This window comes from Endozoicomonas euniceicola, assembly GCF_025562755.1.
Taxonomy (GTDB): Bacteria; Pseudomonadota; Gammaproteobacteria; order Pseudomonadales; family Endozoicomonadaceae; genus Endozoicomonas_A; species Endozoicomonas_A euniceicola.
Genome location: NZ_CP103300.1, coordinates 653,016 through 678,590 on the forward strand (window position 1 = coordinate 653,016; position 25,575 = coordinate 678,590).

The following is a 25,575-nucleotide window of genomic DNA, read 5'->3' on the forward strand; positions in this document are numbered from 1 at the left end:
ATACCACGGGTACTGCTTTGGGATATGGGCAAAGGAAGCCCCCCGCTGCCTTCTGTTTCTTAGTCACAGAGGCAGCGAAAGGAATACTTTGGATCAGGGGTTAATCAAGTTTGACGGTAAAGCGAACCTCGACGGATTCGCCGGGCTTCAGGATACCACCTTTAGTCTCATCAGCACCTTTACCCACATTGAACTGGATGTTGGCTCCGGTTGAACTGCTGGCCAGCTTGCCTGTGCCTTTAGCCACATAATCCGATCCAACGACATACGTCGTGAAGTTTGGAGCGGCATCTTTGATAACCACATTTTCAGCATCATTTGAGCCTTTATTGGTCACAACTATCTGCCATACGGCGTAGTCTTCACCTGGCCTGGCGTTTTCTGCGGCGTTGGTCTGGAAGTCAGTCGTCGTCAGATATTTGCTTTCTGCAATGATGGCTGCATCGTCTTTACCCTTGCCTGTCAGCACTTTTACCTGCTTAACTGCATCCAGCTGGCTGCTGATAACGGTGGTTGAGTCGACCAGAGTTGCTTTAACTCTCATCGTTTTATCCTCAGCTGTCAGCTCAAGGTTGAAAGTCTGACCAGCGGCAGCGTTGGCCGGGGCGCTGATTTCAACAGTGACTTCCACCTTGCTCCCCGGTTTCAGGGCCATAACAATGTTGTCGATTGGGGTTTGGGTACTTTTTTCCAGAAGTCTGTAGTTCCAGCTATCCATACCCTGACCTTTCTTACCATTGATGGTGATATTCAGATCAACGTTACCCTTGTTCTCCAGAATGTGTTGATGGTGAGCAACACCGCCCGCTTCAATGGTTTGAACGCCGGGAGGGGAGAAGATCAGAACTGGGCTTTTCTTCACCGTGATCTGGTTGGTAGTGAAGTTCCCCATCACGCTACGAGTAGTAGAATTGGCGTCAAACTCAATTTCATAATCACCGGCTTTCGCAGACTCAGGCACTTCGACCCTTGCCAGCACTTTCATCACCGTGTTTTTCGGTAACAGCGGCGTAGTGCTGATCTGCTGGCCTGTGGCTGGCTCCAGCTGTTTATTATCGCTATCAACAATGCCCTGATGGTGGAAGGTCACTTTCCAGCCTGTGGTATCAGCGCCTGATGATGTCAGGGCAAAGCTGTCAGAGACGCTGGATTTGTTAGCAACAAACAGACCAAACTCCGCTATCTGCCCTGATTTGCGGTTAATGATGGAGGTGATTTGACCACCGGGGTGGTAATCGTCTTTCGCGTCAGACTTAAAGAAGTCTTTTACATCGATTTTTTCACCCTTAAAATCAACATCCTTATCCGCCTCGTCGAACTGATAGTTCGCCACATCAATTTTCTTTTCTAGTTCGGCAATCTCCTGCAACACTTCGGTAACTGTGCCTTGAGCAGTAACATCCACCACAGAAGTTGCCGTCAGCTCCGCCCTAAAGTCTTGGTCACGTTTATTCTTTCCAGGCAGTTTGGCTTTTACCATTATCCGAATAACATTACTGCCTTCGCCGTTTTTGGCTGCCAATACACTTTTCAGCTCGCCGGTATCAATTATGCCGTCGTTATTGGTATCGGTAAGCAATACGGTACCCTTTTCATTCCACAAGGAGAAAATGGTGCCTTCAGGGAAAGCTCTGTCTGGGACATTTTTAACCGTCAGGTTAAAGGTATCAGTACCATTACCGAGGTTGGTGATGGTGTTAATAAATTGAACCACTTCACCTTGAGCGGCACTTTTGACGGTTTCAGTGTCGCCGGAATCATCTTTGTTTCTGGCAACAACTTTGGCAACCTGGGGCAGTCTTGCTGTAACAGTATTGGTTTCTACATGCTGTTTCCAACGTTCGCCATCCTTACCGCCAAATCCAACAAATGCCTTGTTTTTCAGCACTGTTCCTGCTTCAAAGCTATAGCCTGCCTGACCGTTCTCGTCTTTGTCTTTTTCATATTTCACTGTGAACTCAAAAGCTACGGTATGGCCTTTTTTCAGTTCTTTAATGCGAACTCTCATACCGTCATCATGGTTATTATCCTTGATGTACTTTGCACCAGTGGGCAGTTCAGCTATCAAGTCATTACTTTTAGTAATTTCGATATTTTCAAGACGGCTGTCGCTTGTTTCTTTTTGATTAAGCCCGGCCAATTTCAGGTACTTCGGGAAGAAGTCATAGATTGCACCGCCGTTCTTCAGGTCAGCACCATTGTTGATGACCTGGACTCGGTATTTGACCTCACCGGTTTCCTGATCGTGGGAAATCACCTCTTTGGAAGAAACCAGAATCGTACCGTTGGATATTTTAATGGTATCTGTGTTCGCCGCAGTTTTCTGACCACCAAACGAGTTATGATCACCTTCAGCTGTTGCCTGTAAGGTCAATTCGTAACTGGGATTGGCTACATTCGCAGGCGCTCTGGCTGCCACAACAAGGTTGACGGTTTCTCCACGAGCGACTTTGACCTTCATGTCATCTCTAACCTCAGGCTCACCAGAATCAGGCTGACCATTGCCATTGGCATCGTGGTAGATCTTCAGGCTGTCCTTATCCAGTGCCGAATCCGGATTGACAATCTTCAGGGTAAACTCATCCCCGGTATTACCTTTATTGATCAGCTGATGAGCAAAATACACCAGTTGCCCCGGCGCACCGTCTTTGGTCTGGTTGTCTTTCAGTTCCGCAGAATAAACCTCAGCAACCGTAACCACCGATTCATTGGAGTGGACGGTCTTTTCGTTACCCAGGGCATCCTGATACGTAACCGTTGCCAGGTTTTTAATCTGTGTCCCTGCCGGGGTGGTGGCGGCCTGAACGGTGGCCGCCCCTAATATTCCCATTAACAGCAGGGCCCACGCCCATACCGGGAATAATTGTTTTTGTAGCCCTTTAAACATTGACGTTTTAATCCTCAATCAGTGTGAGCGTGTGTTGAAAAAATGAACGGTTTATTAATCGCTATTGATTAATCAAAAAAAGATTGCTGAGGCGTAATTAAGCGAAAGGATTCCCCCAAAAAATCACTCAATATCCATTGCCGTCCAGACAAAATCAGGCAAGCACTCGCCTCCAAGCACTTACAGGTCTAAACAAAGAAGTAGTTAAACTGTTAACCGATAGCTGAGTTACAGAACCTTCACCCGGTAGTGATACTGTTTAACAGCACCGGGAGCAATATCACTTTTTTCATGCCAGCGCAGGTTGGTGTATTCTGATTCAGGCACTACTACTTCCTGAAGCTTGCCCCCTTTATCTTTTATCTGTCGTTTAACAGGCTCACTGCTCCAGGTTTTGCCACCATCCAGGCTGACCTGGAATTCACTGGTTGCGGAAACGCTGGCAGAGCCCCTGAGATAGACGGTATTTGGGGAAATGGGAACAGAGATGTACTGCATGGCCAGAGGCTTTGTCGCCCTGCTGGTGTAGGTAAGCTGGTATTCCAGTACATTGCCGGGCTCGGCCACCGAGGCTGCGTGAAGAGATTCCCTGCCCTCATGGTTTTCAACCAGGAAGGCTTCCATTCTGGAATCCAACAACTCTTCTGCCTGAACATTACCAATGCTTAATAAAGCGACAACAGTTAAAACAGCGCTATTAAAAAAACTCAACTGCATAGCCATTTTTACGCTCCAGAAGACTTATATAATTAATAAAGTGTCAGAGTTATGCAAAATGTATGAATAAATAAACAATCCGTTTCTTATGCTGGCTGTTTTTCATTCATACATACGACAACATTTAATTAATTAAAAACAATTATGTAATTTAAGGTTATATTTCATGTTAGGAAGGGATAGTAAAAATTTTGTAATAATCTTTATATAAGCAAATACCGCAAACACACATACAAAAGAACTCAGGCTTTACAGGTTGAATAACTACTATTGGCCAATTAAACGACGAGTTGTTTAAATCACCACCACCTGACAACTTGCTGACAATCTGCATATACAATAAAAATATGTACTTAATAAGCATCAGGCTGGCTTGCGGGAATATTCACCAGCGCTGACACTTCGCTCAATCAGAAAATCAGCCCAGCTGCTCCATGATTTCAGCAGGGATATCAGCATTGGTGTAAACGTTTTGCACGTCGTCCAGATCTTCCAGACGATCCACCAGCTTCATAATTTTCTCTGCGCCGTCCTTGTCCAGCTCGGTCTGAACGTCGGCCACCATGGCAACTTCCGCTGCAGCCGCAGTAAAACCTGCTGCTTCCAGCGCATCTTTGACCGCCATGAACTCGGTCCAGTCGGTTACTACTTCGAAGGAACCATCGTCGTTAGTCACGATGTCTTCAGCTCCTGCTTCCAAGGCCGCGTCCATCAGAGCTTCTTCTTCAATGCTGTCGTCGAAGAAAATCTGACCCCGACGTTCGAACATATAAGCAACAGAGCCGTCAGTGCCCAGGTTGCCACCGTGCTTATTGAAAGCATGACGTACTTCTGCAACGGTACGATTACGGTTATCGGTCAGGGTTTCAACCAGTACCGCGATACCACCCGCACCGTAACCTTCGTAGGTCACTTCTTCCATGTTGGAATCGTCATCACCACCGGCACCACGAGCAATGGCGCGGTTGATGGTGTCACGGGTCATGTTCGCACCCAGTGCTTTATCAACCACCTGACGCAGCTTCGGGTTATCTTCGATGTTGCCACCGCCCTGCTTCGCCGCGACCACCAGCTCACGGATAATCTTGGTAAAGATCTTGCCACGCTTGGCGTCCTGAGCCGCCTTACGGTGCTTGATATTGGCCCATTTACTATGACCTGCCATAGGAAATACCCTTTATCTCAATTTTTGCGTACCGGACTTTATTCACATTGTTGACAAAATCAGCGAATGAATAAAGTCCGGTCGTTCATTTAATGACTGGTCGCAGACGCCGGATCGCGACGGATACGAATGTTCAGATCGCGCAGCTGAGTGCCATCTACTTCGCCGGGAGCCTGGGTCATCACACAGGCCGCAGACTGAGTTTTCGGGAAGGCAATCACTTCACGAATGTTGTCAGTACCACAGATCAGCATCACCAGACGATCCAGACCGAAGGCCAGACCAGCGTGGGGTGGCGCACCGTATTTCAGGGCGTCCAGCAGGAAGCCGAACTTCTCGCGCTGTTCTTCTTCCTGAATATCCAGAACGTTGAACACCGCCTGCTGCATCTCTTCACGGTGGATACGAACGGAACCACCGCCCACTTCATAACCGTTGATGACCATATCGTAAGCACGGGACAGGGCCGTAGCCGGATTAGCAGCCAGCGCTTCCGCGGAACAGGTGGGTGCCGTGAACGGATGGTGCAGAGCCGTCAGCTTGCCATCGTCGGTCTCCTCAAACATCGGGAAGTCAATAACCCACAGAGGTGCCCACTCTCTGGTGTAGAGGTTCAGGTCTTCACCCAGCTTGCAGCGCAGTGCACCCAGAGCTTCGTTGACCACCTTCTCTTTGTCCGCACCGAAGAAAACGATATCACCGTTCTTCGCTTCCAGACGTTCCATGATCTTCATGGTCACGTCGTCACCCAGGAATTTGATGATAGGAGACTGCAGGCCATTGGCACCGTTTTCAATCTCGTTCACCTTGATCCACGCCAGACCTTTGGCACCGTAGATGCCGACAAACTTGGTGTAGTCGTCGATCTGTTTACGGGACAGTTCTGCACCACCCGGTACTTTCAGGGCAGCAACACGGCCTTTTGGATCTTCAGCAGGGCCTTTAAAGACCTTGAATTCAACACCAGCCATCAGGTCCGCTACGTCCACCAGTTCCAGCGGGATACGCAGGTCTGGCTTATCAGAACCATAGCGGCTCATGGCTTCAGCGTATGTCATGTGCGGGAATTCGCCCAGCTCGATATCACGAACCTGCTTGAATACCTTTTTCACCATGTTTTCAGTAATGCCCATCACACCCGCTTCATCCATAAAAGATGTTTCGATATCGATCTGGGTAAATTCTGGCTGGCGATCAGCACGCAGGTCTTCGTCACGGAAGCACTTGACGATCTGGTAGTAACGGTCAAAACCGGACACCATCAGCAACTGTTTGAACAACTGAGGAGACTGCGGCAATGCAAAGAACTTGCCTTCATGGGTGCGGCTTGGCACCAGGTAGTCACGGGCACCTTCCGGAGTCGCACGGGTCAGAACCGGTGTTTCAACATCCAGGAAGCCTTCACCGTCCATAAAGTTACGAACCGCGCTGGTGACCTTGCTGCGCAGGATCAGTTTTTCCTGCATTTCCGGACGACGAAGGTCGATGAAGCGGTGCTTCAGACGAACGTCTTCACCAACGTCGGTGTAACCTTCAATCTGGAATGGCGGTGTCTGAGCTTCATTCAGGACTTCAACCTGCCTGCCCAGCACTTCGATCTCACCAGTACTCATATTTGGGTTGACGGTACCTTCCGGACGCGGACGTACCAGACCAGTGATTTTCAGAACGTATTCGCTGCGGGCTTTGTCAGCCAGCGCGAATGCTTCTTCAGTGTCAGGGTCGATAACGACCTGGGTGGTGCCTTCACGGTCACGCATATCCAGGAAGATAACACCACCATGGTCGCGGCGGCGGTGTACCCATCCACACAGGGTCACTTCCTGCCCGTTATGGGAGAGATTCAGTTCGCCGCAATAATGGCTGCGCATAACATACCTCGAAACAGGGGGGGTTAATTCGGATTCAACAGGGCTTGAGGGAGGCACAACCCCTGAGACTATCAAAACCGACGCATTATACCTGAAACGCGGGTTTTCTCCAGACTGACGACGGTGACCAGAACAACCTTTCAGCGCTCCAGCAACATGAGAGTGGCAGGAAACGCCTTATGGGGTCCCAGGATTTGACGATGCAGCACCTTCCAGCCAGAAGACCGGGTGATATCCAGCCAGGTCTCTGCGGTTTCCGGGTAATCGTATTGACGGATATGAGCCATGATATGAGGTAGCCAGTCAGAACGGACGCCCTGTTTTGTAAAATACTGCTCCAGCTTATGGGTGTAATCATCAAACTTCTGATTCGGGAGGATCATAATATCTGCCAGAATAAAGGCGCACTGGTCAGGTGCCTGTTGATAGAGTTTTGAAAAAAACTGACGCTTTTTCTGTTCATTACCATGATGGATGGCAAAGGCACTGTAGATAAGATTGGGCGTTGAAGTGGTCTCTGGTATGCCAAGAAACAAATCCTGATAGAATTGCTGACTCCTGATATGGCTGCGTTCCAGCAACTCAGCGGCCATCGCCAGTGCATTATCAGCCAGATCAATACCAAAATAGTATTCCAGTTGCACCGACCGGGTCATCTCGGGAATGAGCAGACTATTGCCACAGCCAAAGTCGACCATGGTCACTGATGAATTTTTGTAGCGATCCTGAATAAATGCCTGTGCGGCGGCAAGCAACTCATGATGCCCCATGAGGTTGTTATCAACCGCCCACTGGTAGGCATTCCACTGATCTTTAAAAACCGAAGTGACCTCATCTCTTGACATCACAGACACCTGTTAACCCAGATAGTGCATTTAATGTAGCAAAAACTCAGGGTTAACAGGTCAACGCTTAGGGCAGAGGCTTGCAGGAGTCGCCTCAGACTGGACTTCTCCGGCTTATGTCCGCCTCAGCCTGTTGGCCTTCATCCAGTGATCTGGCTGTTTCTTCAGGGATAGTGGCAAAGTCCTGCAGGGCATCAGCAAAGGTCTGCTTCTGGAGCTGCTCAGTCTGAACGACCGCTTCCTTCCCGTCTTCAAGATGTCCTTCTTTGGCAGCCTGAGTGGCCTCGCCCTGCTCCATCTGTGCCTGCAACCAGAGCCCGGCGAAAATCAGGGGATTTTTTGCCCCCTCAAATGACAGATTGTCGCCTCCGAAGGTCGACGCCGCCGGGTTTATCTCTTCCTCTTCAGACAGCTTTTTCTGTGCAGTCTCTGAGGATTCATCAACAGCGCTTTGCAGAACAATGGCCAAACCTTCATCGAAAGGTGGGCGCTCAGGTTGTATTGAAGCGGCTTTAGTTTTATCAACCTCTGTCTCCGCCAGCTTATCTGAAGTGGCTTTAGTTTCATCAAGCTCTGTCTCCGCCAGCTTATCTGAAGCGGCTTTAGTTTTATCAACCTTTTTATCCCTCAGCTCATCTAAAGCTGCTGGCGTTTCACCCAGGGCTGCCTGAAGTTTATCGAAGTCAATACTTCCGAATACCGCCTTCAGTACAGCGGCCTCTGAGGGAGGCAAAAAGGACAGTTGAGAGCCATACAGTTTAGCTTCCAACGCATCGTCGGCTCTCTTTATCTCCTGCCTGCGGGCTGACTTATCAAGATCTCTGGAAAGGTCTTTTTGCACTTTCAGGCGCGTCTCTTCACGACGTGCATCCAAGCTGACTTCTTTGGCAGCTTCCTTAACTTCCTCAACATTCTCTTCACCGGTATGCAGCGCTTCATTATCAAAACGCTGCCTCGCCTGAGTGACCAGACTGCCAACATTGACCAGTTCTTCCCGAACAACATTCAGTGCCCTCTGGTAAGAACTAATGCTGGCCTGGTCAGTTGTATTCAAGCCCTTTAGCTCTTTTACATCCTGTTGCAACTCAGAAATACCCTCTTCAGCATTGGCAATTTTGTGTTCCAGCAGCGACAACTCCTTGTTGAGTGTTGCAATATCACCACTGCGATCACCCCCTGAAGCCTGCTCCTCTTTAGCATTGGCAAGCTGATGCTCTTTCAGGCTCCTGGTCAGGCGTTGTTTAGCCAGACTACTGGAATAATCATTGAGCTGATTATTTTTTTCCTGGATATTTCCCTGACGCTCCTGTATACGAGCCTGAAGAGCCAGCGTTTTTTTGGCTTTGCCCGCCCTGGTCGATTGTGCCTGCTGATGAGTACCGAATGCCTGACTAATAGATTGCATGGATGCCACGGCTACCAACTCATCAACAAACCCCTTAATCATTAAAAACAGGGTATCGGTGTCGCCCAGATAGACATCCGACGCATCGATTTTCAGGTTGTTGCGAATATTACTCAGACGCGCGTCAATCTGCGCATTCAGCGACTGACTGACAAATTCTCCAACAGCCACTTTAACGACTTCAGGCTTAGGCAGGTTGGCAGATATACTCGCTGGCCCTGATGAGCCTCCGGTACTGGAGACTGAATTTGTACCGCTATAACCCTGGGAAACCTGATTGGATGAAGGAGTCCCGCTCGTTTGACCGCTTGCCGGAGTTTGACCGTTGTTGCCAACCCCACTCCCTGAGTTTACTGGATTCATGATGTCTGACTCCTTCCTGACTGATTCACCAGATAATGTTTTAGTTGTTTTGCCTGTTTCTTTTCTTCGTCCCAGTCTTTGCTGACTTTCAGCCTTTTAATGGCTTCTGCAAGGGCTTTTTTCGCCAGCTTTCGATTTTTGAGGCTTATGAAGCACTCTGTCATGCAGAGTGATGGTCTTGGGTCCTGTTTATCAAGCCGCTCTGCATAGGACAGAGCCGGGATTGCGTCAGCATAATGCTTTAGCTGATAAAGACAGTAACCAATGGCAAGAAAGTAGCGGGCATTCCAGTGATCAAGCATTGCCAGATATCGAAATACCCTGAGGGCATCGGCATAATGGCCTATGTCAAAATGCCCATAACCCAGCGTATACATAGCTTCCATCTGGTCGGAATTTACCTGCCTGAGCTTCCCCAGGGTCCCCCCCTGTTTTAAATAAGAAAGCCATTCCTCCGGGCTGGCTTCAGATTTTATTGGCTTATTATCAGAAACCGGCCTGTCCATGCCTTATCCCTACCTTTTACGTTTATCACCATTATTCAACTCATTATAAACATTCGCAATTTATAGAGGTTTAGCCATTAGTCCGAAGAATAAAAATAATAAGAAACAAAAATTTATTTTTTTATTCTTTATCGTAATTTGCAAAAAAGCAGATCACTGTTTTACTGAATGACTCAAAAGCCAAAATCACTAACACACGGGCCGCTATAACTTTAACCAAAAATAAAGAAAAGCCCGCTCTATCTCAGGAGCACCTCTCAATGAAACTTGCCGTTTCATCTGCGACAAGTACCGTAGTTCTTTTAACTGCTTTGAGTTCATTATCTGTACTTCCTTCCCAGGCTGCAGACGACCTCTATGACCCTGACAACAATGACCATCATCTATCCCTGAAACTGCGTAATTATTATCAGGATCGTCAGCTTAGAGATTTCAGCAGATATTACTACGAAGAATCATCTGACCACACACTTCGGAAAGTCAAAACCCATAATAAGCAACTGGGCTGGGGTCAGGGGCTGGAAATCAATTTCGAATCGGCCTGGCTGGGAAGCAGTACCGCCGCAATTGGCGTAGATGCCTCGCTTTATGGCGGTTTAAAGCTAATAGGTAATAACGATGAATATGGCACAACCATATTAAAAGAGGATCCACCTGTTTTTAATCAATATAAAGGGCTCTATACCGCCAAACAGAACAGCTATGCCAAACCGGGGCAGATTTACCTTAAAGGCATAGCTGGCCAGAACAGCATGAACATTAAAGGAAAAGCCGGTTGGATACCCATTGAAAAACCTCTTTTAAATACCTTCTACCGCTTAACCCCAACCCGCTTTCAGGGAGCAATAGCTGAAGCAGAAGTGGGCGACTTCGAATTTTACGGTGTATGGACTGACAGGGTTTCCATCCATAATCATGACAGAATGGAAAAATTCACAGCGTTAAAGCCAGGCCGGGAAGGGCGGGATAAAAAATTCGAAGCCATCGACCATATCTACACCCTGGGCGGGTCTTATAACCATGAATCCGGACTGGGATCTGATCTGGCCTATGCCGAAAGTGAGTCGTACCTGAAGCTGTATCACGCCAACTTAAATTACACATTTTTGCTCGATGAGCAGACCTCCCTGCTTCTGGAAGGGCAGTACTACAAAGGTGAAGAAAACGGCAACAAGTGGAAATCCGATGGTAAAACCTTTGGTGGTTTTGACAAAGATGCCAACCTTTATAACTTAAACGCCAGGCTTACCTTCGACACACTGTCATTTATGGCCTCCTACAGTCAGGTAGAGGCGAAAAAAAATGGTGCTCTCGGCGAGTTCGATTACCATCTGGCCTATGACTCTGGTCGTGATTATGACGACATAGGCTTTCGCACTAAACGTCAGATTTCCTCCTTTAACTACAATGGCGAATCTGTCTGGCAGGCAGGAGTCTCTTATGCCTTTGACAACCTCGGTTTACCCGGCCTGTCCATGGGCTACACCTACACAGCCGGTAACGACATAGAAGCCACCAACAAACCTGACTACACGGATAAATACAAAGAAAAAGAACACAACGTAAAACTGGGCTATGCCTTCCAGCAAAAAGCCCTGAAAGGCCTGAGTGTAACCGTGCTTTATGCACAGCATGAAGGAGATAAAGAGCTGAGCGAGATGAAAAATGAAGATAAAAAAGACTATCGATATGAAGGTAAAACGGATTTAAGAGTATTCGTAGACTACACTCTCAGTGTCTTCTAATACTGCTCCCGGGCATAAACGCCTGACAACCTTACAGATTTAACCTGGGTCACGACCCTGTTATTAAACGTCCCTGATATTTTTTACATCTGCCGGTTGCAATTTGAACTGCGGTTGTAGAAAATCTTCGATGACCCTATGGGGAGATTCGATGTACTTCATCCAAGAGCTGTATAAAAGGATGATGGAATCAGGGTCACACATAAAATAAACACAGCAAGGAAAAATCTAATGAAACTCACACAACTGAGCGCACTCAGTGCCGCCATCATGCTGGCTACAACTGCCCAGGCCAACTCTTTTGTTGACGATTCCAGTCTGAATATCGAATTACGCACTCATTTCCATGATCGTGCCAAAGAAGGTCATGATAATGATGCTAATGCCAATTATGACGAAAGAAGCTCACAATGGGCTCAGGCTATCAGGGCTGACTTTTCATCTGGCTACTTCGAAAATATTGTTGGTATCGACATCAATGCCTACTACGCTCTTAAACTCGGTGCATCCAACGTAGATAGCTACACAAACCCCGGCGTTCTTCCTTATGACTCAGAAGGCGACTCCAGCAGTTACGGCAAAACCGGTTATGCCATCAAGTTCAACCTGATGGATATGGGCGTACTAAAGTACGGTCGCATGCAACTGGACACTCCTCTGATTAACGATTCAGACAGCCGCGCATTGCCGAGCATGAGTGAAGCTTTCTATGGTGACTTTGCCTATGAAGGCCTCAAGACACATGTGGTATGGGCGACCAAGGCTAACGCAAAAACAAAATCTGGCTTTGTTGATTACATGACCGAGGACGAAAAGAAAGCGGACAATAAAGAGCCTGTGAAAGCGATCGGAGCCTCTTACGACTTTGGCAATGGTTTAGGCTTGAGTGCCGACTACGCAACCCAGGATGATTTTGCCAAAAAATACCTGACTGAAGTAACCTATGCCACGGACATTAGCGGTATGGGATTAGGGTTCGCTGCTCAGTATGCCAAATACTCAAACATTGGATACGCCAAGGATAAGCATGTAAGTAATGGCAACAGTGACGACAGCATTAACGCCTGGGGCATTAAAGTAGATGCCAGTATCCAACAAGCAACATTTGGTTTAGCTTATACCCAAGTTGAAGATTCCGACCTTGGAAAATTCAACAATAACTGGGGAGGCGACGCCATGGATGATAGTGATGATACCGGCTATTTTGGCTACAACTCCATCCAGTACAGCGACTTTAACGCAAGAGCTCAGAAAGCAATCGGCTTAAGTGCGGGCTATGATTTTGCAGGTATAGTCGACGGTCTAAGTGCAGATGCCATCTACGTCACCTCCGACTTCAAAAACAGCGCAGGCAATAAGCAGGACGAAAAAGAATATAACTTCAGACTGAAATATGCGTTCCCGCAAGTTGAAGGTCTCAGCGCCCAACTCCGCTACGCTAAAAACACCAAAGAAAATGCTGGTCAGAAAGACACTATCACACAAGACACCCGTGTCATCCTGAAATACAACGTCGCCGTTTTCTAAATCCCTTGTCGTCATTGCTAAAATGACAACCGGCACCTTCGGGTGCCACCTTATGAAGTAAAAATGACCATGAAGTAAAACACACCAAAAAAGAAGGGAGGCTAAATGCCTCCCTTTTGTTTTTTGTTTACCTGAGCAGACAAACTAAGCCAGGGCGTACTCCTTTAGCTTCTTCAATGGCCGAACCTTAACCTGCGTGGAGGCTGGTTTAGCTGGCACATCCATAAGCTCACCCGGTCGGAAAGGATTAGGTACACCTTTGCGGGCTTTCTGGGCGGGTTTTTTCTTGGTAACAATTTTCAACAGACCGGGAAGAGTAAACTCTCCACACCCCCGTTTTTTAACATGACGCTCAACGAGGTCACTGAGTTCATCAAAAACGGCTCCGACTTCTTTTCTGGTCAGCCCCGTATTGTCAGCAATTTCAGCGATAATCTGGGTTTTGCTGTATCGATCCTTGATAGCTGAGGCTTTTTTACCTGCCATGCTGCTAATCTCCTGATGGTTATCCCTGTACAAATGCCGCAGCATTTCGCTGCAGTTAATTATCTGCCACTACACCAGGCTGATGCGATGCCTGAGGAGAACCAAAAACAGCTGCGAACTGCACTTCAGATCACTCCTCGTTCCTCTGAAAGCCTTAAATACCAGTGCTTTTACCGCTTTCAGGACATCTAAATCCACTATACCAACAGTATTTTTCATCTGCGAGCATTTTTTCAACAATTATTTATGACATGAAAGTCAGGCGCGCCAAGGCGTACAAAGCCGTTGAGGTCAAAAACGTATCAGGTTACATTAACGAAAAAAGGTGTAATAATCAGTTGGTTGCTTTTCAGGCTGATTAAAAAAATAAATACGTTGTTTAGCTGCATGGATTGCCTTCTATCAGGAATCAGCCAGTCACTCATTCCTGATAGTTTCCAGAGGTTCAGTCCACTATTTTCGGTCTTTAACTATAACAACCTGCCGGCGGATTCATGGTTTATGCTACCCGCCTGATATAAAAAGGGAACTGCCTTGAAACATCTAAAATTTATCCACGCCCTGACCGGACTTCTCGGACTCATTGTTCTGGTTATTGATGGTCGACTCGTTGCTGCTGCCATCCATCAGACGTTGCCGGCTTCCACACCGGTTTTCCTGTTATTGATTGTGACTTTGGTTCACTTTTGCCTGGGAAGCTATCTGAACGTTTGCCGTTGCAAACTGAAATACGCCCAGCTGCTATCAGCACTCGTGCTTATTGCAGCCTCTGTTCTGCCTGCCCTGGCGATTTTTGGACAAACACAGGTCACTATGCCTTTAATCGTTATGCTGATCTGTTTCGGGGTCGCACTGCATGTACTGATCAACCTGAAGTCTTTTAACCCGGTCAGTCCGATGGAATACACTGACACCGACCGGGAAACGGGTACCGTAAAATGGTTTAATGTCACCAAAGGGTTTGGTTTTATTACCCGCGATCAAGGCGACGATGTTTTTGTTCACTATCGTGCCATTCGAGGGGAAGGTCATCGCATATTGTCTGAAGGCCAGCGAGTGGAATTTGTGGTGGTAGAAAAAGACAAGGGCCTGCAGGCTGAAGATGTGATTGCTGCCCGTCAAGGTCGTTAATCCCAGCCTCACTAAAGCCGCTAAAAAACACCGGAGATTAATCCGGTGTTTTTTAACGGTCATTTTAAACATTAATAATGCGGGGGCGGCGCTTCGTCCGAATCACCTTCCACATCACCTGCAACAACTTCCTGCATCTGCTTCTTCAACTGCTCAACCTGCAGCTTCAGCTGATCAATTTCCTGTTGCTGCCGAGTCACTACATCATTCAGCTGAGCGACAGTATCTTCCTGAAAGCTCATCTGCGTCTGCAGTTCAATTAACTCATCTTTCATGACTAGCTCCCGGTTCAGGCGAACACTTAACCAAATCGGGCGAACAGTGGCTGAAACTTCTCACGCATCTCAGCCAGTTCATTGTCGGAATACGGTTGGGCTGGCACTTTGCCCCATACCGGCTCAGGCCAGGCCGCATCATTCTGTTTGCGAACCACGTGGTGTATGTGCAGCTGTCGCACCTTGTTACCCAGTGCCGCAACATTCATCTTGTCCGCTTCGAACAGGTCGTTCATATAGCGGGACAGGATTCCAGACTCAAGAGCCACCTGAACCTGCAATTCATCCACCAATTGAAACAGCTCCTCGATGTCCGTGACGCGAGGCACCAGAATACACCATGGATAGGTAGTGTCATTCATCAGCAAAACCCGGCACAACGGCAGATCACCCAGTACTACGCAGTCTTTTTCCAGTTGAGGGTTCAACGGAAATTCTTCCATTACAGGCTCCGAAGTCAGTACAAACCGGCACACTATATCTGACCTGTTGCAGCCTGAAAACCGTATTCATGCAGGTAAAGATGAAAAAAACATGAGCAGAACGTAAAATACCGCTTTTTGAATCTCGATTGCTCTGCCAGTTATTGTAAAAGTTCGCTGGCAGGGAGCCTTCCGGAAATCACAAGTCCGTCAGGCTCCCGGCTTCGTTAAAGAGGATATTCGCACACATGCGCACAAGTCAGTCCTTGATGTCTACCCTCAAGGAAACCCCGTCTGATGCCGTCGTTATCAGCCATCAGCTGATGCTGCGAGCTGGCATGATCCGCAAACTGGCATCCGGCCTGTACACCTGGATGCCCATGGGTCTGAAAGTACTTCGTAAGGTCGAGCGGATCGTTCGTGAAGAAATGGATCGCTCCGGCGCCCAGGAAGTACTGATGCCAGCGGTTCAGCCCGCCGAACTGTGGCAGGAAACCGGTCGCTGGGAACAATACGGTCCGGAACTGCTGCGTATGAAAGACCGTCATCAGCGTGACTTCGTGATTGGCCCGACCCACGAAGAAGTCATTACCGACATGGTTCGTAATGAAATCAGCAGTTACAAGCAGCTGCCTGCCAACCTGTACCAGATTCAGACCAAGTTCCGTGACGAAATGCGCCCACGCTTTGGCCTGATGCGTGGTCGTGAGTTCATTATGAAAGACGCATACTCCTTCCATAAGGATCAGGAGTGCCTGAGCGCCGAATACCAGAACATGCACGACACCTATTTCCGCATTTTCGAACGCCTGGGCCTGAACTTCCGGGCAGTAGAAGCGGACACCGGCTCCATTGGCGGTAACGCTTCCCACGAAATCCATGTAATGGCAGACTCCGGTGAAGACGCCATCGTTTTCTGTGCGGAAAGCGATTACGCCGCTAACATTGAAAAGGCTGAAGCGGTCGCTCCGGCTCATGACCGTGCAGCCCCCACAGCCGATATGGAGCTGGTCGATACCCCAGACACCAAAACCATCGCTGCCCTGGTTGAACAGTTCAATCTGCCCGTTGAAAAAACCGTTAAAACGCTGATCGTTGCCGCCAGTGAAGAAGCTGAGTCAGACTTTATTGCCCTGCTGGTTCGTGGCGACCACGAGCTGAATGAAATCAAGGCCGAGCATCTGCCAAACGTTGCCGAGCCACTGCGTTTTGCCACTGACGAAGAGATCACAGATATCATGGGCGCTGGTCCTGGCTCACTCGGTCCGGTGGGTATCGATATTCCATGCATTGTTGACCGCAGCGTTGCGGTTATGTCTGATTTTGGCGCGGGTGCCAACATTGAAGGCAAGCATTACTTCAACATCAACTGGGAGCGTGACGCTCGCTTTGACCGTGTTGAAGACCTGCGCAACGTGGTTGAAGGCGACCCAAGCCCCTGTGGCAAAGGCAAGCTGATCATGAAGCGTGGTATCGAAGTAGGACACATTTTCCAGCTCGGCACTAAATACTCCGAAGCCATGGGCGCAAAAGTTCTGGACGAAAACGGCAAGGCTGTGACCATGCTGATGGGCTGTTACGGTCTGGGCGTTTCCCGTGTAGTGGCTGCCGCCATCGAGCAGAACCACGACGACCGTGGCATTATCTGGCCGGAAAGCATCGCTCCTTACCAGATTGCTATCGTCGGTCTGAAGATGGAGAAATCTGAAGCCGTTCGCGAAGCCGCCGAAAAGCTCTACAAGGAACTGACAGAAGCAGGTTATGACGTTCTGCTGGATGATCGCAAAGCCAGCCCTGGCGTTAAATTTGCCGATATGGAACTGATTGGCATTCCACACCGGGTAGTACTGAGCGACCGCGGGCTGTCCAATGGTCAGGTAGAATATAAATACCGCAGCGCTGCTGACCGGGAAGACGTGGCTCTCAGTGATATTGCCCAAATGCTTAAGGACAGACTGAGTTAAGCAACCCCCTTACTGAAAGTCTGCTCATCTTTGCCCTGCTGCACCCGGCTTCTGCCGCGTTGCAGCCAGGGCATAACCCTTTGAAAATAACTAAAGCAAGTCAGAATAACAAAATGATAAGAAAAACGATTTGTATAACGGGATATAAAGGGAATATAGGGCAAGTTCTAACAGCAGGGTTGAAGCATGAATACGAGTTATTACTTTTAGACCTGCCTGACACCAACCTGCTGGATTACCAGATGGTAAAGAATCAGTTAAAAGATAAACACATCAGCGTAATCATTCACCTGGCCTGGAATTGCAAAACAGAAAACTACGCAAGCAAAGCATCAGACCCCAACAACCTAACCATGGCAAATCATGTTTACCAGGTAGCATTAGAGTTAAAAATCCCAAAAGTTATTATGGCCAGTTCGGTTCACACTCACGACGTGTATAAAATAATCAATGAAGAGTTAAATGTAATCATTGACTTAAATACAAAGCCTGATCCTGTTTCCCCCTATGGTGAAAGTAAGATAAAAATAGAAGAAACAGGAAAACAATTCTCAAAAAAAGGTATTCAGGTTATCTGTATCCGATTTGGGGGCGTCTGCACACAAGCAAGCCCCTGGTCAGACACCCCCTATTTAGGACTGTCTCACCCAGACTGTGTTGACCTGCTGGAGCAATGTATAGAATCAAACATCAAAAATAATTACTTAATCATTTATGGAGTCTCAGACAACGACAAGGCCATTCACAACCTGAAAAATCCAATCAACTGGACGCCAAAAATTAAAGCGACAGACTTTTACCACATCAACAGTTAACAGCAGACAAATCTGAAGCCGCCCAAAAAATCGCCGAAAACTCTAGAGACAGGCAACTGACAGAAGCAACGCTCTGCCTGTTGATGTAACACCAAACCGGGAATACGAGACTCTTAGTGACATCACTCAGCCATCTCACCAGATACCTGCTTATTACTGCCCTGTTACTCCCGGCCTTTGCCGGAGCGCAGCAGCGGCATGATCCTCTGCTGACCCAGTCATTGCAGGCTAACCTGCCTCACGCCGACGGTTTTTCCGACCATTTTGAAACGGAAGTCTGGTTGCTGGATATGTCCCAGCGTATGCGCCCCTTTATTGAAGACCCCCGACAACGAATCCAACTGTTACGAATGGTACACAAGGAAGCCACTCGCTCCAATCTGTCACCAGAGCTGTTTCTGGCACTTATCCATACTGAATCGTCCTTTGACCGCTTTGCTGTTTCTTCCGCAGGCGCCCAGGGATTAATGCAGGTTATGCCATTCTGGAAAAGTGTCATTGGTCACCCGGAGGACAACCTGACGGATATCGAAACCAACCTCCGTTATGGCAGTGCCATTTTGAGTCACTACCTGCAACGGGAATCCGGTAACCTGACCAGGGCTCTGGCACGTTACAATGGCAGCCTTGGCCAAAGCTGGTACCCGGAAAGAGTTTACGAAAACTGGGACAGGCACTGGAGAAACGATTAAGTGCCATGCCCTATTATCAGGGCACGCTCTCAGGAATCGGATTGCAGACCTCTGATGACTGAAACTTTTTATCCCCTTTTTCAGCAGGCTTAATCCTGTAATTGTCTTTTTTATCGGAATAGATGATAACCTCAGTACCCGGCGGCATGAGAGCAGCACTGTTCTGTTCCAGAGAAATGACCTCTGAGGAGCCGAAACAAGGCAAAACAGAATATCGGTAAAGCCCCGCACCCTGGCTGTAAGTGCCGTAGCCGAAACCAAGAGCGGCACCTGACGCAACGCCGATAGCACCGCCAGCAGCAGCGCCTGATGCAACCGTTGCCGGAATAGCCGGAGCGCAGGCACCAAAAGTGACCGCAGCGCAACCAGCCCCTGCTGCCGCACCGGCTATAGCACCAATAACAGAACCCAGGCTGACACCAGCAAGAGCACCGGTTTTAGTTTCGTCCGTTCTGTCAGTAGGAGTAATCAGTTCTTCTTTAAGAACGACACCGGTTCCCAGGGGTTGATGGGAAGAACAACCTGCAAGCATCAGGCAAATAGCAATAAGCAGATAGTTGAAACCAGCAAAGCGCTGGATGATTTCCCTTTTTTTATTACTACACCTCAACATTCCGGTCTCCATAAATTACTTCAATAGATATAGAGACCTTTCCCATGCGGAAAAGTTGCCGATGCCAGAAAAGGTTTTAGCCTGTTATAAAGTCTTCAAATGTCTGCCAGGGTTCATCCGATACCGTGACTGACTCAACCTGAGCCGCCGGAGGCCCTTCGTGAAGCCAGTTTTCCAGTTCTGCCAAAGCGGATAACTCGCCGCACATCAGAACTTCTACCCGCCCGTCAGCAAGGTTTTTTGCCCAACCAGAAATTCCAAGTTCCAGAGCCTTTTTCTGGGTTGAGCCACGATACCAGACGCCCTGAACCCTGCCCTTGATCAGGGCACGCTTACAAACTTTAGCCACCGGCTGCCACCTTTGTTTGCTGTTTTCGAATTGCCTGCCCAATAGTATTTTGTGTCTGGGGGCCATACAAGGTTTCAACCAGATCACCCTGAGGACTAACAATAAGAGTGGCGGGTAAAACCTGTGGCGTTCGAGTTTTCAGACGTTCAAGCGGATTATTGGTTAACACAGGAAAAGCAATAGCGAGACTAGCAATTTTACTCTCCAGCTCAGCCCCCTGACTGTTATCAAAGTCATACCCCAGAACCCGAATGGCATCTGACTGATAAAGAGCGTTCAGCTCTGGAATTTCTTCCCGACAAGGGTCACACCACTCTGCCCAGATGTTCAGTGCCAGCCAGCGACCCTGACTATCACTGAGGCTGACGCCTTTTCCGGTACTGTCCGTAAATTCAGGTTGACTGCAGGACGACAGAAGTGCCATCAGAAATAGCAGCAGGAGCCTCTTGAGCGGAGGAAAACATCTGGGCATTTGCAGTCACCTGAACATTAGAAAAGTTTCCAGTTTAGCAGGAGTGCCCAGACAGCTGGAACACTGCTTTTTGGCTCAACTGAAGCAAGTTTCAAATGACCATAGCGCAGAAAATGCCCATAGTGGAAAGACTATTCGATGCTCACTTTAACACTGGCAGCGACTTTACTGGCTTTTCGACAGGCTTCCTCAGTATTCTCCCCAAGCGCCAGAGCGACCCCCATACGACGAGCGCCATTTATTTCCGGCTTACCAAACAAACGCAAATCGGTTTCCGGCTCAGACAATGCAGCCGCTAAATTACTGAACACAATGCTGGATGAACGACCAGACGGTTTAATGACTACCGATGCGGCTGCTTTAGGCTGATGTATAGGATTCACAGGTAACCCGAGAATAGCCCGGGCATGGAGTGCAAATTCACTGTAATTCTGCGAAATCAGGGTCACCATCCCCGTATCATGTGGGCGCGGAGACACTTCGTTAAACAGGACTTCGTCGCCTTTCACAAAGAGTTCAACGCCAAATACACCATATCCGCCCAGCGCACCGGTAATCGCACCGGCTACGGACTCAGCCTGCTGTAAAGCCGGCTCCGACATGGCCTGCGGCTGCCAGGATGCCACATAATCCCCCCCTTCCTGACGATGACCGATTGGCGCACAAAAGTAAGTGCCTTGACGGGAGCGAACCGTCAGCAGGGTAATTTCATAATCGAAATCCACAAAGCCTTCAACAATAACCCGGGTCTTACCTGCACGCCCACCTTCCACGGCGTAGCCCCAGGCAGAAGCAATATCGCCCTCCGATTTCAGTACACTCTGACCTTTGCCAGAAGAACTCATCACCGGTTTCACCACACAGGGAAAGCCAATTTGCTCAGCTGCATCACGCAGTTCCTGTTTCGATTCGGCAAAGGCAAAGGGTGAAGTGGGCAGTTGCAGCTCTTCTGCTGCCAACCTGCGAATCCCTTCCCGATCCATCGTAAGCTGAGTCGCACGGGCACAAGGCACGACGGTCGCCATGCCTTCACGTTCAATATCCACTAGCACATCGGTCGCAATGGCTTCTACTTCCGGCACAATATAGTCCGGGCGCTCTTCAGCGATCAGCGCCCTGAGCGCATCAGCATCCAGCATATTGATAACATAGCGACGATGAGCCACCTGCATGGCGGGAGCATAGTCATAGCGATCAACAGCAATCACTTCCACACCCAGTCGTTGTAACTCAATCACAAGCTCTTTTCCAAGTTCACCTGAACCCAGCAACAACACCTTTGTTGCAGAAACAGAACCGGGGGTACCAATGGCTACCATAAAAAAGCGCTCCGTAGAGGACGATAGTGAGAACAATAGTCGAGTCACGATCATACCGACGAATGCCTGAACTTACAGCAGTCAAATCTACTGATTGCACATTCTTTTAATTTACGCACAAGGTGACAGCTCAGGGTGGCAGCAATCAGACATATACCGGGCTTTTAGCTTCTGGCTTTTAGCTGTCCGTCCGCTGTCGGTTGATAGCTATATGAACAGCCAAAAGCCAAAAGCCAAAAGCCAAAAGCCAAAAGCGAAAGAAACCGGCATAAAGCCGGTTTCTCCTCTCACAACGAGCCACACAACTCGTCACACACTTTGCCACACACTACTTACACACACTCTATATTAAGCGGTTACCGCTTCACCCTGCACCTGTACCTCCTCCTGAGATTCCAGAGACTTGGCATAGACTCTCAGGAATGGCAGATAAGCAACCGTTGAGAAAGCAACCAGACCCAGGCTCAGAGCCAGAGCGCTGACACTGAAGTTAGTACCCAGGAAGGCAGCCAGAGGTCCGGGTGTCGTCCAGGGCACCAGGGCAACCACACGACCAACCAGATCCATAGAGGTTGCTAGGTAGGCAACGGTTACGTTGATCAGCGGCACCACAATGAATGGAATACCAAGAATCGGGTTCATCACAACAGGCGCACCAAACAGCACCGGTTCGTTGATATTAAACAGACCCGGTACAACAGACAGTCGACCGATGGAACGCAGGTGAGCACTCTTGCTGATCGACATGGCAATCGCCAAACCCAGAGTTGCACCGGCACCACCCAGGTAAACAAAGCTATCCAGGAAACCACCGGCAAAAATAGCTGGCAGCGCCTGCCCTGCTTCCAGAGCCGCCTGGTTAGCAGACAGGTTGGTCAGCATAATCGCGCCAATCACACCGGTCACAATGTTGGCACCGTGCAGACCACAGAACCACAACACATGCACCAGCAAAACGATTAACAGCAAGCCGGGCAGAGAGTCAGCAGCACTGACCAGAGGCTTGAAGATTTCCATCATCAACTGAGGCACCAGCATGCCACCTTCACCAACAGAAGCCACCAGCAGGTTCAGAGGCTGAAGAATAAGAATCAGTGCAATCACCGGAGTCAGGGACTCAAACGAACGGGCAATGGCTGGCGGAACCTGTTCTGGCAGGCGAATCGTCATCTTGCGAGCCTGCATAAAGCGATACACTTCGATAGCCAGGAAAGAGAATACAATCGCAGTAAACATGCCCTTGCTATCAAGATAGCTAGCATTAATGGCTGGCGGCCATCCAGTCACCGGAGCGGCAACCATCAGGAATGCAAACAGGGAAAGGAAACCACTGGTGACTTCAGGCAGACCATACTGCTTACCCAGGCTGGAACCAATACCAAAGGAAATAAACAGACATGACATACCCAGTGTCGCATAAAACGGCTGTAGCCAGTTGCCTTTGTGCTCAGCCATCAGGTTGGCGTACCACTCCGAGTACATGAAGTTGTTCGGGTCAGTCAGTGGCAGGTTTAGCAACAGCAGAATGATCGAACCAACAATAAAGAATGGCATGGCGTAGACCATGCCGTCTCGCAGAGCGATCAGATACTTGATATTAGCTAGCCGGCTCGCCACCGGCATAAGCGCTTGCTCCAGTTTATTCGCAAAATTTTCCATCGTTACCCCCGGGATACCACTTCCTATTCATCTGTTTTTACTGGAAAAAAGCTCAGTTCTGGCTCAGTGAGTTTCTTTCCGCTACCTTCTGCCATTAACTGGTTTTGCGGTCAGCACCAGTTTTTTTCTTATTGCGGTTATTACGATAACAATCCTGAACAGAAAATGTAACCGGTTTCAGCAACCGGTTACAGCAAATAGTATTTTTTTTGACGAAAGTCAGTTTTTACCAATTATTGACAATGGGGAGCAACAGACTCCAGGGTAGGCTGGGGCTTATAGTGCTTTATTATCTATGTTGCCAGATGGCAGTATGAACAGCGGAAAATTGATGTAATCGACCCTCTCAAAGAGATGACTCATAAAGCTCATCAAGATTAACATCCAACGCAGCAGCCTTGATTTCATTCACATGCAAAAGCCGGTCAAGCAGCTCTGAAAACCACTGTGGACGCCCCTCCCGGCTAATACTCGTCAAAGACTGCGCATCAGGCATGGGCCAGGGCAGTTGCTGACAGAACAAAGCAAGCTGCATCTGTCGTAAATCTTGCACCAGTACCAACTCCCCCTGATGACTTTTACAGATCAACCCCTGATTCTGTAACAGGCCGACATAGCGCTCCCAGTCTTCCAGAGAGAGAGGCCAGTCATTCTGATACATTTTATAGTTGACCGTTTTTCCATGACAAAACTGTTGACGAAACATGGACAACACCACCAGAAGCCCCAGTAAGGGTGGCCAGTGTTCATCCTTTTGCTGCCCTACGGACATGGTAAGGTTGCGTACCATAACCGCCCCAAACAGAACGAGGTTCCAGCTAAGGTAAATCCAGACCAGAAAAACAGGCACCGCAGCAAAGGCACCATACACCAGTTCATAAGTCGGAGCCTGGGCAATAAACTGGGCAAACACGCCCTTGGCTACTTCAAGCACCGTGGCGATGACCACCGCACCAGTCAGAGCATACCGAAAAGGCACCTTGCGGTTTGGTACTGCGGCATAGAGCAGCGTCAACACCATAGCGCTAAGCAACACAGGCATCAGTCGCAACAAGGCAGACTCTGCGCCAAAAAACGCCGTTGTATCTGAAATAAATTTCAATGAAGCCAGGTAAGACGTCAGAACAAAACCCAGCCCAATCAAAAACGGGCCCAGGCTCAAAATAGCCCAGTACAGCAAGAAGCCGGAAACACCACGACGCACCTTATCCACCTGCCAGACTTTATTGATGGCTTTGTCCACGGTTTTCAGCATCATGAAAGCGGTCACCATCAGAAACACCACACCGACCGCCGTTAGCTTGCGAGCCTGTTGAGAAAAACTGACCAAATACGTTTTGACGGTTTCACCCGCTGTTGGTACAAAGTTATGGAAGATAAAAGACTGTACCGTTTCGCCAATGCCCTGAAAGCTGGGAATAGCCGAGAGCAGGCTGTAAGTCACGGTCATCAAAGGCACCACGGCAAACAGCGTGGTATAAGTAAGGGCAGCTGCACTGTCCATGCAGCCATTCTGAACAAACCGTTCCACCGTCGACTTGATAAACAACAGCAGTTGTTTGATGGAACGTGGGGAAAAATCGGGCCTGACCATGAGCTGCTCCTCAGCACATAAGGAGCAAAGGCCGTTCCCTTTACTCCCGGAAGCCTGCCGGACTTAAGTCCGGCAGGCTTCTGGTCAGGATATCAGCTACCAGCGGCTGGCGGAAAGCCTTTAAGAATGGCATCGACTGCATTATTGATCTGCTGTATACGTTTTTCCGGAGTCGAACGGTCAGGAATACGCGACTGGGAACGTCCACGCCAGACCAGCTCTTTACTGGCAGGGTCAATAAAATCGACCATCAAAGAACCTTCCTCGTAATCCCTCACACGGGTTTCTGACTGCACCCCCAGTCCCCAGCTGTTAATGCCATATCCCAGCGAGGTAGAAACGTGATTCTCTTCCCGGCGGGTTTTGGTTTTAGTGAGATAATTGACCAGAAAATCCGCTTGAGACTCGTCCACCATCCGGAACCCCTTGCCTTGCAGGTCACGGTTCACCGCAGCACGCACCCTGCGATCCTGCAGGCCGTCCAGGTGATAATCCAAGGATTGATCCTTATCAACGGTCAGCCAGGCATAGGTTTTCCAGCTGCTCATCTGCTGCTGAACCCTGGCCGACGTATCATAATCCCAGTCAACTCTCTGGCTGGCACAGCCCGCCAGTAATAAGACAAAACACCCTAATAACCAATGCCTGCTGCTTAACATAGTGATTTCCTATTCTGTTTGCGACCAAAGCAGAAGCATATTCCGTCTTATAAGTACTCTCCAGTTCAAGGGTGACAAATTACATAATATTTGC

At 48.7% G+C, this 25,575-nt stretch carries 23 protein-coding genes; 6 read left to right on the plus strand and 17 right to left on the minus strand.

Features of this window, described 5'->3' with window-relative positions; genetic code table 11:
- Positions 1–100 precede the first annotated feature (100 nt).
- The 7 genes from NX720_RS02465 to NX720_RS02495 form a co-directional block, all read right to left on the minus strand.
- Positions 101–2,887, minus strand: a complete 2,787-nt coding sequence (locus NX720_RS02465) for a COG1470 family protein (RefSeq protein WP_262599164.1) — start codon at positions 2,885–2,887, stop codon at positions 101–103.
- 228 nt (positions 2,888–3,115) lie between these two features.
- Positions 3,116–3,610: a hypothetical protein gene (locus NX720_RS02470; protein ID WP_262599166.1), complete on the minus strand. Its 495-nt coding sequence runs from the start codon at positions 3,608–3,610 to the stop codon at positions 3,116–3,118.
- Between the two features lie 412 nt (positions 3,611–4,022).
- Complete coding sequence (locus NX720_RS02475) at positions 4,023–4,769, minus strand: YebC/PmpR family DNA-binding transcriptional regulator (protein ID WP_262568341.1); 747 nt, start codon at positions 4,767–4,769, stop codon at positions 4,023–4,025.
- A gap of 89 nt (positions 4,770–4,858) precedes the next feature.
- On the minus strand, positions 4,859–6,640 hold the full coding sequence (gene aspS / locus NX720_RS02480) for an aspartate--tRNA ligase (protein WP_262599167.1): 1,782 nt from the start codon (positions 6,638–6,640) through the stop codon (positions 4,859–4,861).
- Between the two features lie 140 nt (positions 6,641–6,780).
- Positions 6,781–7,485: a class I SAM-dependent methyltransferase gene (locus NX720_RS02485; RefSeq protein ID WP_262599168.1), complete on the minus strand. Its 705-nt coding sequence runs from the start codon at positions 7,483–7,485 to the stop codon at positions 6,781–6,783.
- Positions 7,486–7,579: 94 nt separating this feature from the next.
- Positions 7,580–9,253, minus strand: coding sequence for a coiled-coil domain-containing protein (locus NX720_RS02490; RefSeq protein WP_262599170.1), 1,674 nt, complete (start codon positions 9,251–9,253; stop codon positions 7,580–7,582).
- Positions 9,250–9,759 carry a SycD/LcrH family type III secretion system chaperone gene (locus tag NX720_RS02495; protein ID WP_262599171.1) on the minus strand — a complete coding sequence of 170 codons (510 nt, stop codon included), beginning with the start codon at positions 9,757–9,759 and terminating at the stop codon, positions 9,250–9,252. Before NX720_RS02495 ends, NX720_RS02490 begins: the two co-directional genes overlap by 4 nt.
- 260 nt (positions 9,760–10,019) lie before the next feature.
- Here NX720_RS02495 and NX720_RS02500 point away from each other — a divergent pair, with 260 nt between their 5' ends.
- Both NX720_RS02500 and NX720_RS02505 read left to right on the plus strand, forming a co-directional pair.
- Entirely contained in the window at positions 10,020–11,504 is a 1,485-nt protein-coding gene (locus NX720_RS02500; RefSeq protein WP_262599173.1) for an OprD family porin, read from the plus strand.
- Between the two features lie 231 nt (positions 11,505–11,735).
- A complete protein-coding gene (locus NX720_RS02505) occupies positions 11,736–13,031 on the plus strand; it encodes an OprD family porin (protein WP_262599174.1) in 1,296 nt (431 codons plus the stop codon).
- A 144-nt stretch (positions 13,032–13,175) separates the two neighbouring features.
- Here NX720_RS02505 and NX720_RS02510 read toward each other — a convergent pair whose 3' ends face one another.
- Positions 13,176–13,517 carry an HU family DNA-binding protein gene (locus NX720_RS02510; protein WP_262599175.1) on the minus strand — a complete coding sequence of 114 codons (342 nt, stop codon included), beginning with the start codon at positions 13,515–13,517 and terminating at the stop codon, positions 13,176–13,178.
- 534 nt (positions 13,518–14,051) lie between these two features.
- Here NX720_RS02510 and NX720_RS26835 point away from each other — a divergent pair.
- Complete coding sequence (locus NX720_RS26835; RefSeq protein WP_318654083.1) at positions 14,052–14,648, plus strand: cold-shock protein; 597 nt, start codon at positions 14,052–14,054, stop codon at positions 14,646–14,648.
- Positions 14,649–14,719: 71 nt separating this feature from the next.
- Here the strand turns inward: NX720_RS26835 and NX720_RS02520 are convergent, their stop codons facing one another.
- Both NX720_RS02520 and NX720_RS02525 read right to left on the minus strand, forming a co-directional pair.
- Complete coding sequence (locus NX720_RS02520) at positions 14,720–14,923, minus strand: SlyX family protein (RefSeq protein ID WP_262568349.1); 204 nt, start codon at positions 14,921–14,923, stop codon at positions 14,720–14,722.
- A gap of 26 nt (positions 14,924–14,949) precedes the next feature.
- Positions 14,950–15,366: an HIT domain-containing protein gene (locus NX720_RS02525; RefSeq protein ID WP_262599176.1), complete on the minus strand. Its 417-nt coding sequence runs from the start codon at positions 15,364–15,366 to the stop codon at positions 14,950–14,952.
- Between the two features lie 227 nt (positions 15,367–15,593).
- On the opposite strand from NX720_RS02525, the gene NX720_RS02530 reads away from it, so the two are divergent.
- The 3 genes from NX720_RS02530 (at position 15,594) to NX720_RS02540 (ending at position 18,816) form a co-directional block, all read left to right on the plus strand.
- Entirely contained in the window at positions 15,594–17,309 is a 1,716-nt protein-coding gene (locus tag NX720_RS02530) for a proline--tRNA ligase (RefSeq protein WP_262599178.1), read from the plus strand.
- An 80-nt stretch (positions 17,310–17,389) separates the two neighbouring features.
- Positions 17,390–18,124 carry an NAD-dependent epimerase/dehydratase family protein gene (locus tag NX720_RS02535; protein ID WP_262599180.1) on the plus strand — a complete coding sequence of 245 codons (735 nt, stop codon included), beginning with the start codon at positions 17,390–17,392 and terminating at the stop codon, positions 18,122–18,124.
- Between the two features lie 116 nt (positions 18,125–18,240).
- Entirely contained in the window at positions 18,241–18,816 is a 576-nt protein-coding gene (locus NX720_RS02540) for a lytic transglycosylase domain-containing protein (RefSeq protein ID WP_262599181.1), read from the plus strand.
- Positions 18,817–18,832: 16 nt separating this feature from the next.
- On the opposite strand, the gene NX720_RS02545 is transcribed toward NX720_RS02540, so the two are convergent.
- The 7 genes from NX720_RS02545 to NX720_RS02575 form a co-directional block, all read right to left on the minus strand.
- Positions 18,833–19,429 carry a hypothetical protein gene (locus NX720_RS02545; protein ID WP_262599183.1) on the minus strand — a complete coding sequence of 199 codons (597 nt, stop codon included), beginning with the start codon at positions 19,427–19,429 and terminating at the stop codon, positions 18,833–18,835.
- Positions 19,430–19,505: 76 nt separating this feature from the next.
- Positions 19,506–19,778, minus strand: a complete 273-nt coding sequence (locus NX720_RS02550; protein ID WP_262599185.1) for an acylphosphatase — start codon at positions 19,776–19,778, stop codon at positions 19,506–19,508.
- Entirely contained in the window at positions 19,771–20,250 is a 480-nt protein-coding gene (locus NX720_RS02555; RefSeq protein ID WP_262599187.1) for a TlpA family protein disulfide reductase, read from the minus strand. Before NX720_RS02555 ends, NX720_RS02550 begins: the two co-directional genes overlap by 8 nt.
- A 131-nt stretch (positions 20,251–20,381) precedes the next feature.
- Positions 20,382–21,569: a formate-dependent phosphoribosylglycinamide formyltransferase gene (gene purT / locus NX720_RS02560; protein ID WP_262599188.1), complete on the minus strand. Its 1,188-nt coding sequence runs from the start codon at positions 21,567–21,569 to the stop codon at positions 20,382–20,384.
- Positions 21,570–21,917: 348 nt separating this feature from the next.
- Positions 21,918–23,228 (minus strand): PTS sugar transporter subunit IIC, encoded by a 1,311-nt coding sequence (locus NX720_RS02565; protein WP_262599189.1) that lies wholly within the window; start codon positions 23,226–23,228, stop codon positions 21,918–21,920.
- A gap of 346 nt (positions 23,229–23,574) precedes the next feature.
- On the minus strand, positions 23,575–24,822 hold the full coding sequence (locus NX720_RS02570) for a YihY family inner membrane protein (protein ID WP_262599190.1): 1,248 nt from the start codon (positions 24,820–24,822) through the stop codon (positions 23,575–23,577).
- A gap of 92 nt (positions 24,823–24,914) precedes the next feature.
- Positions 24,915–25,481 (minus strand): DUF4136 domain-containing protein, encoded by a 567-nt coding sequence (locus tag NX720_RS02575; RefSeq protein ID WP_262599192.1) that lies wholly within the window; start codon positions 25,479–25,481, stop codon positions 24,915–24,917.
- Positions 25,482–25,575 lie beyond the last annotated feature (94 nt).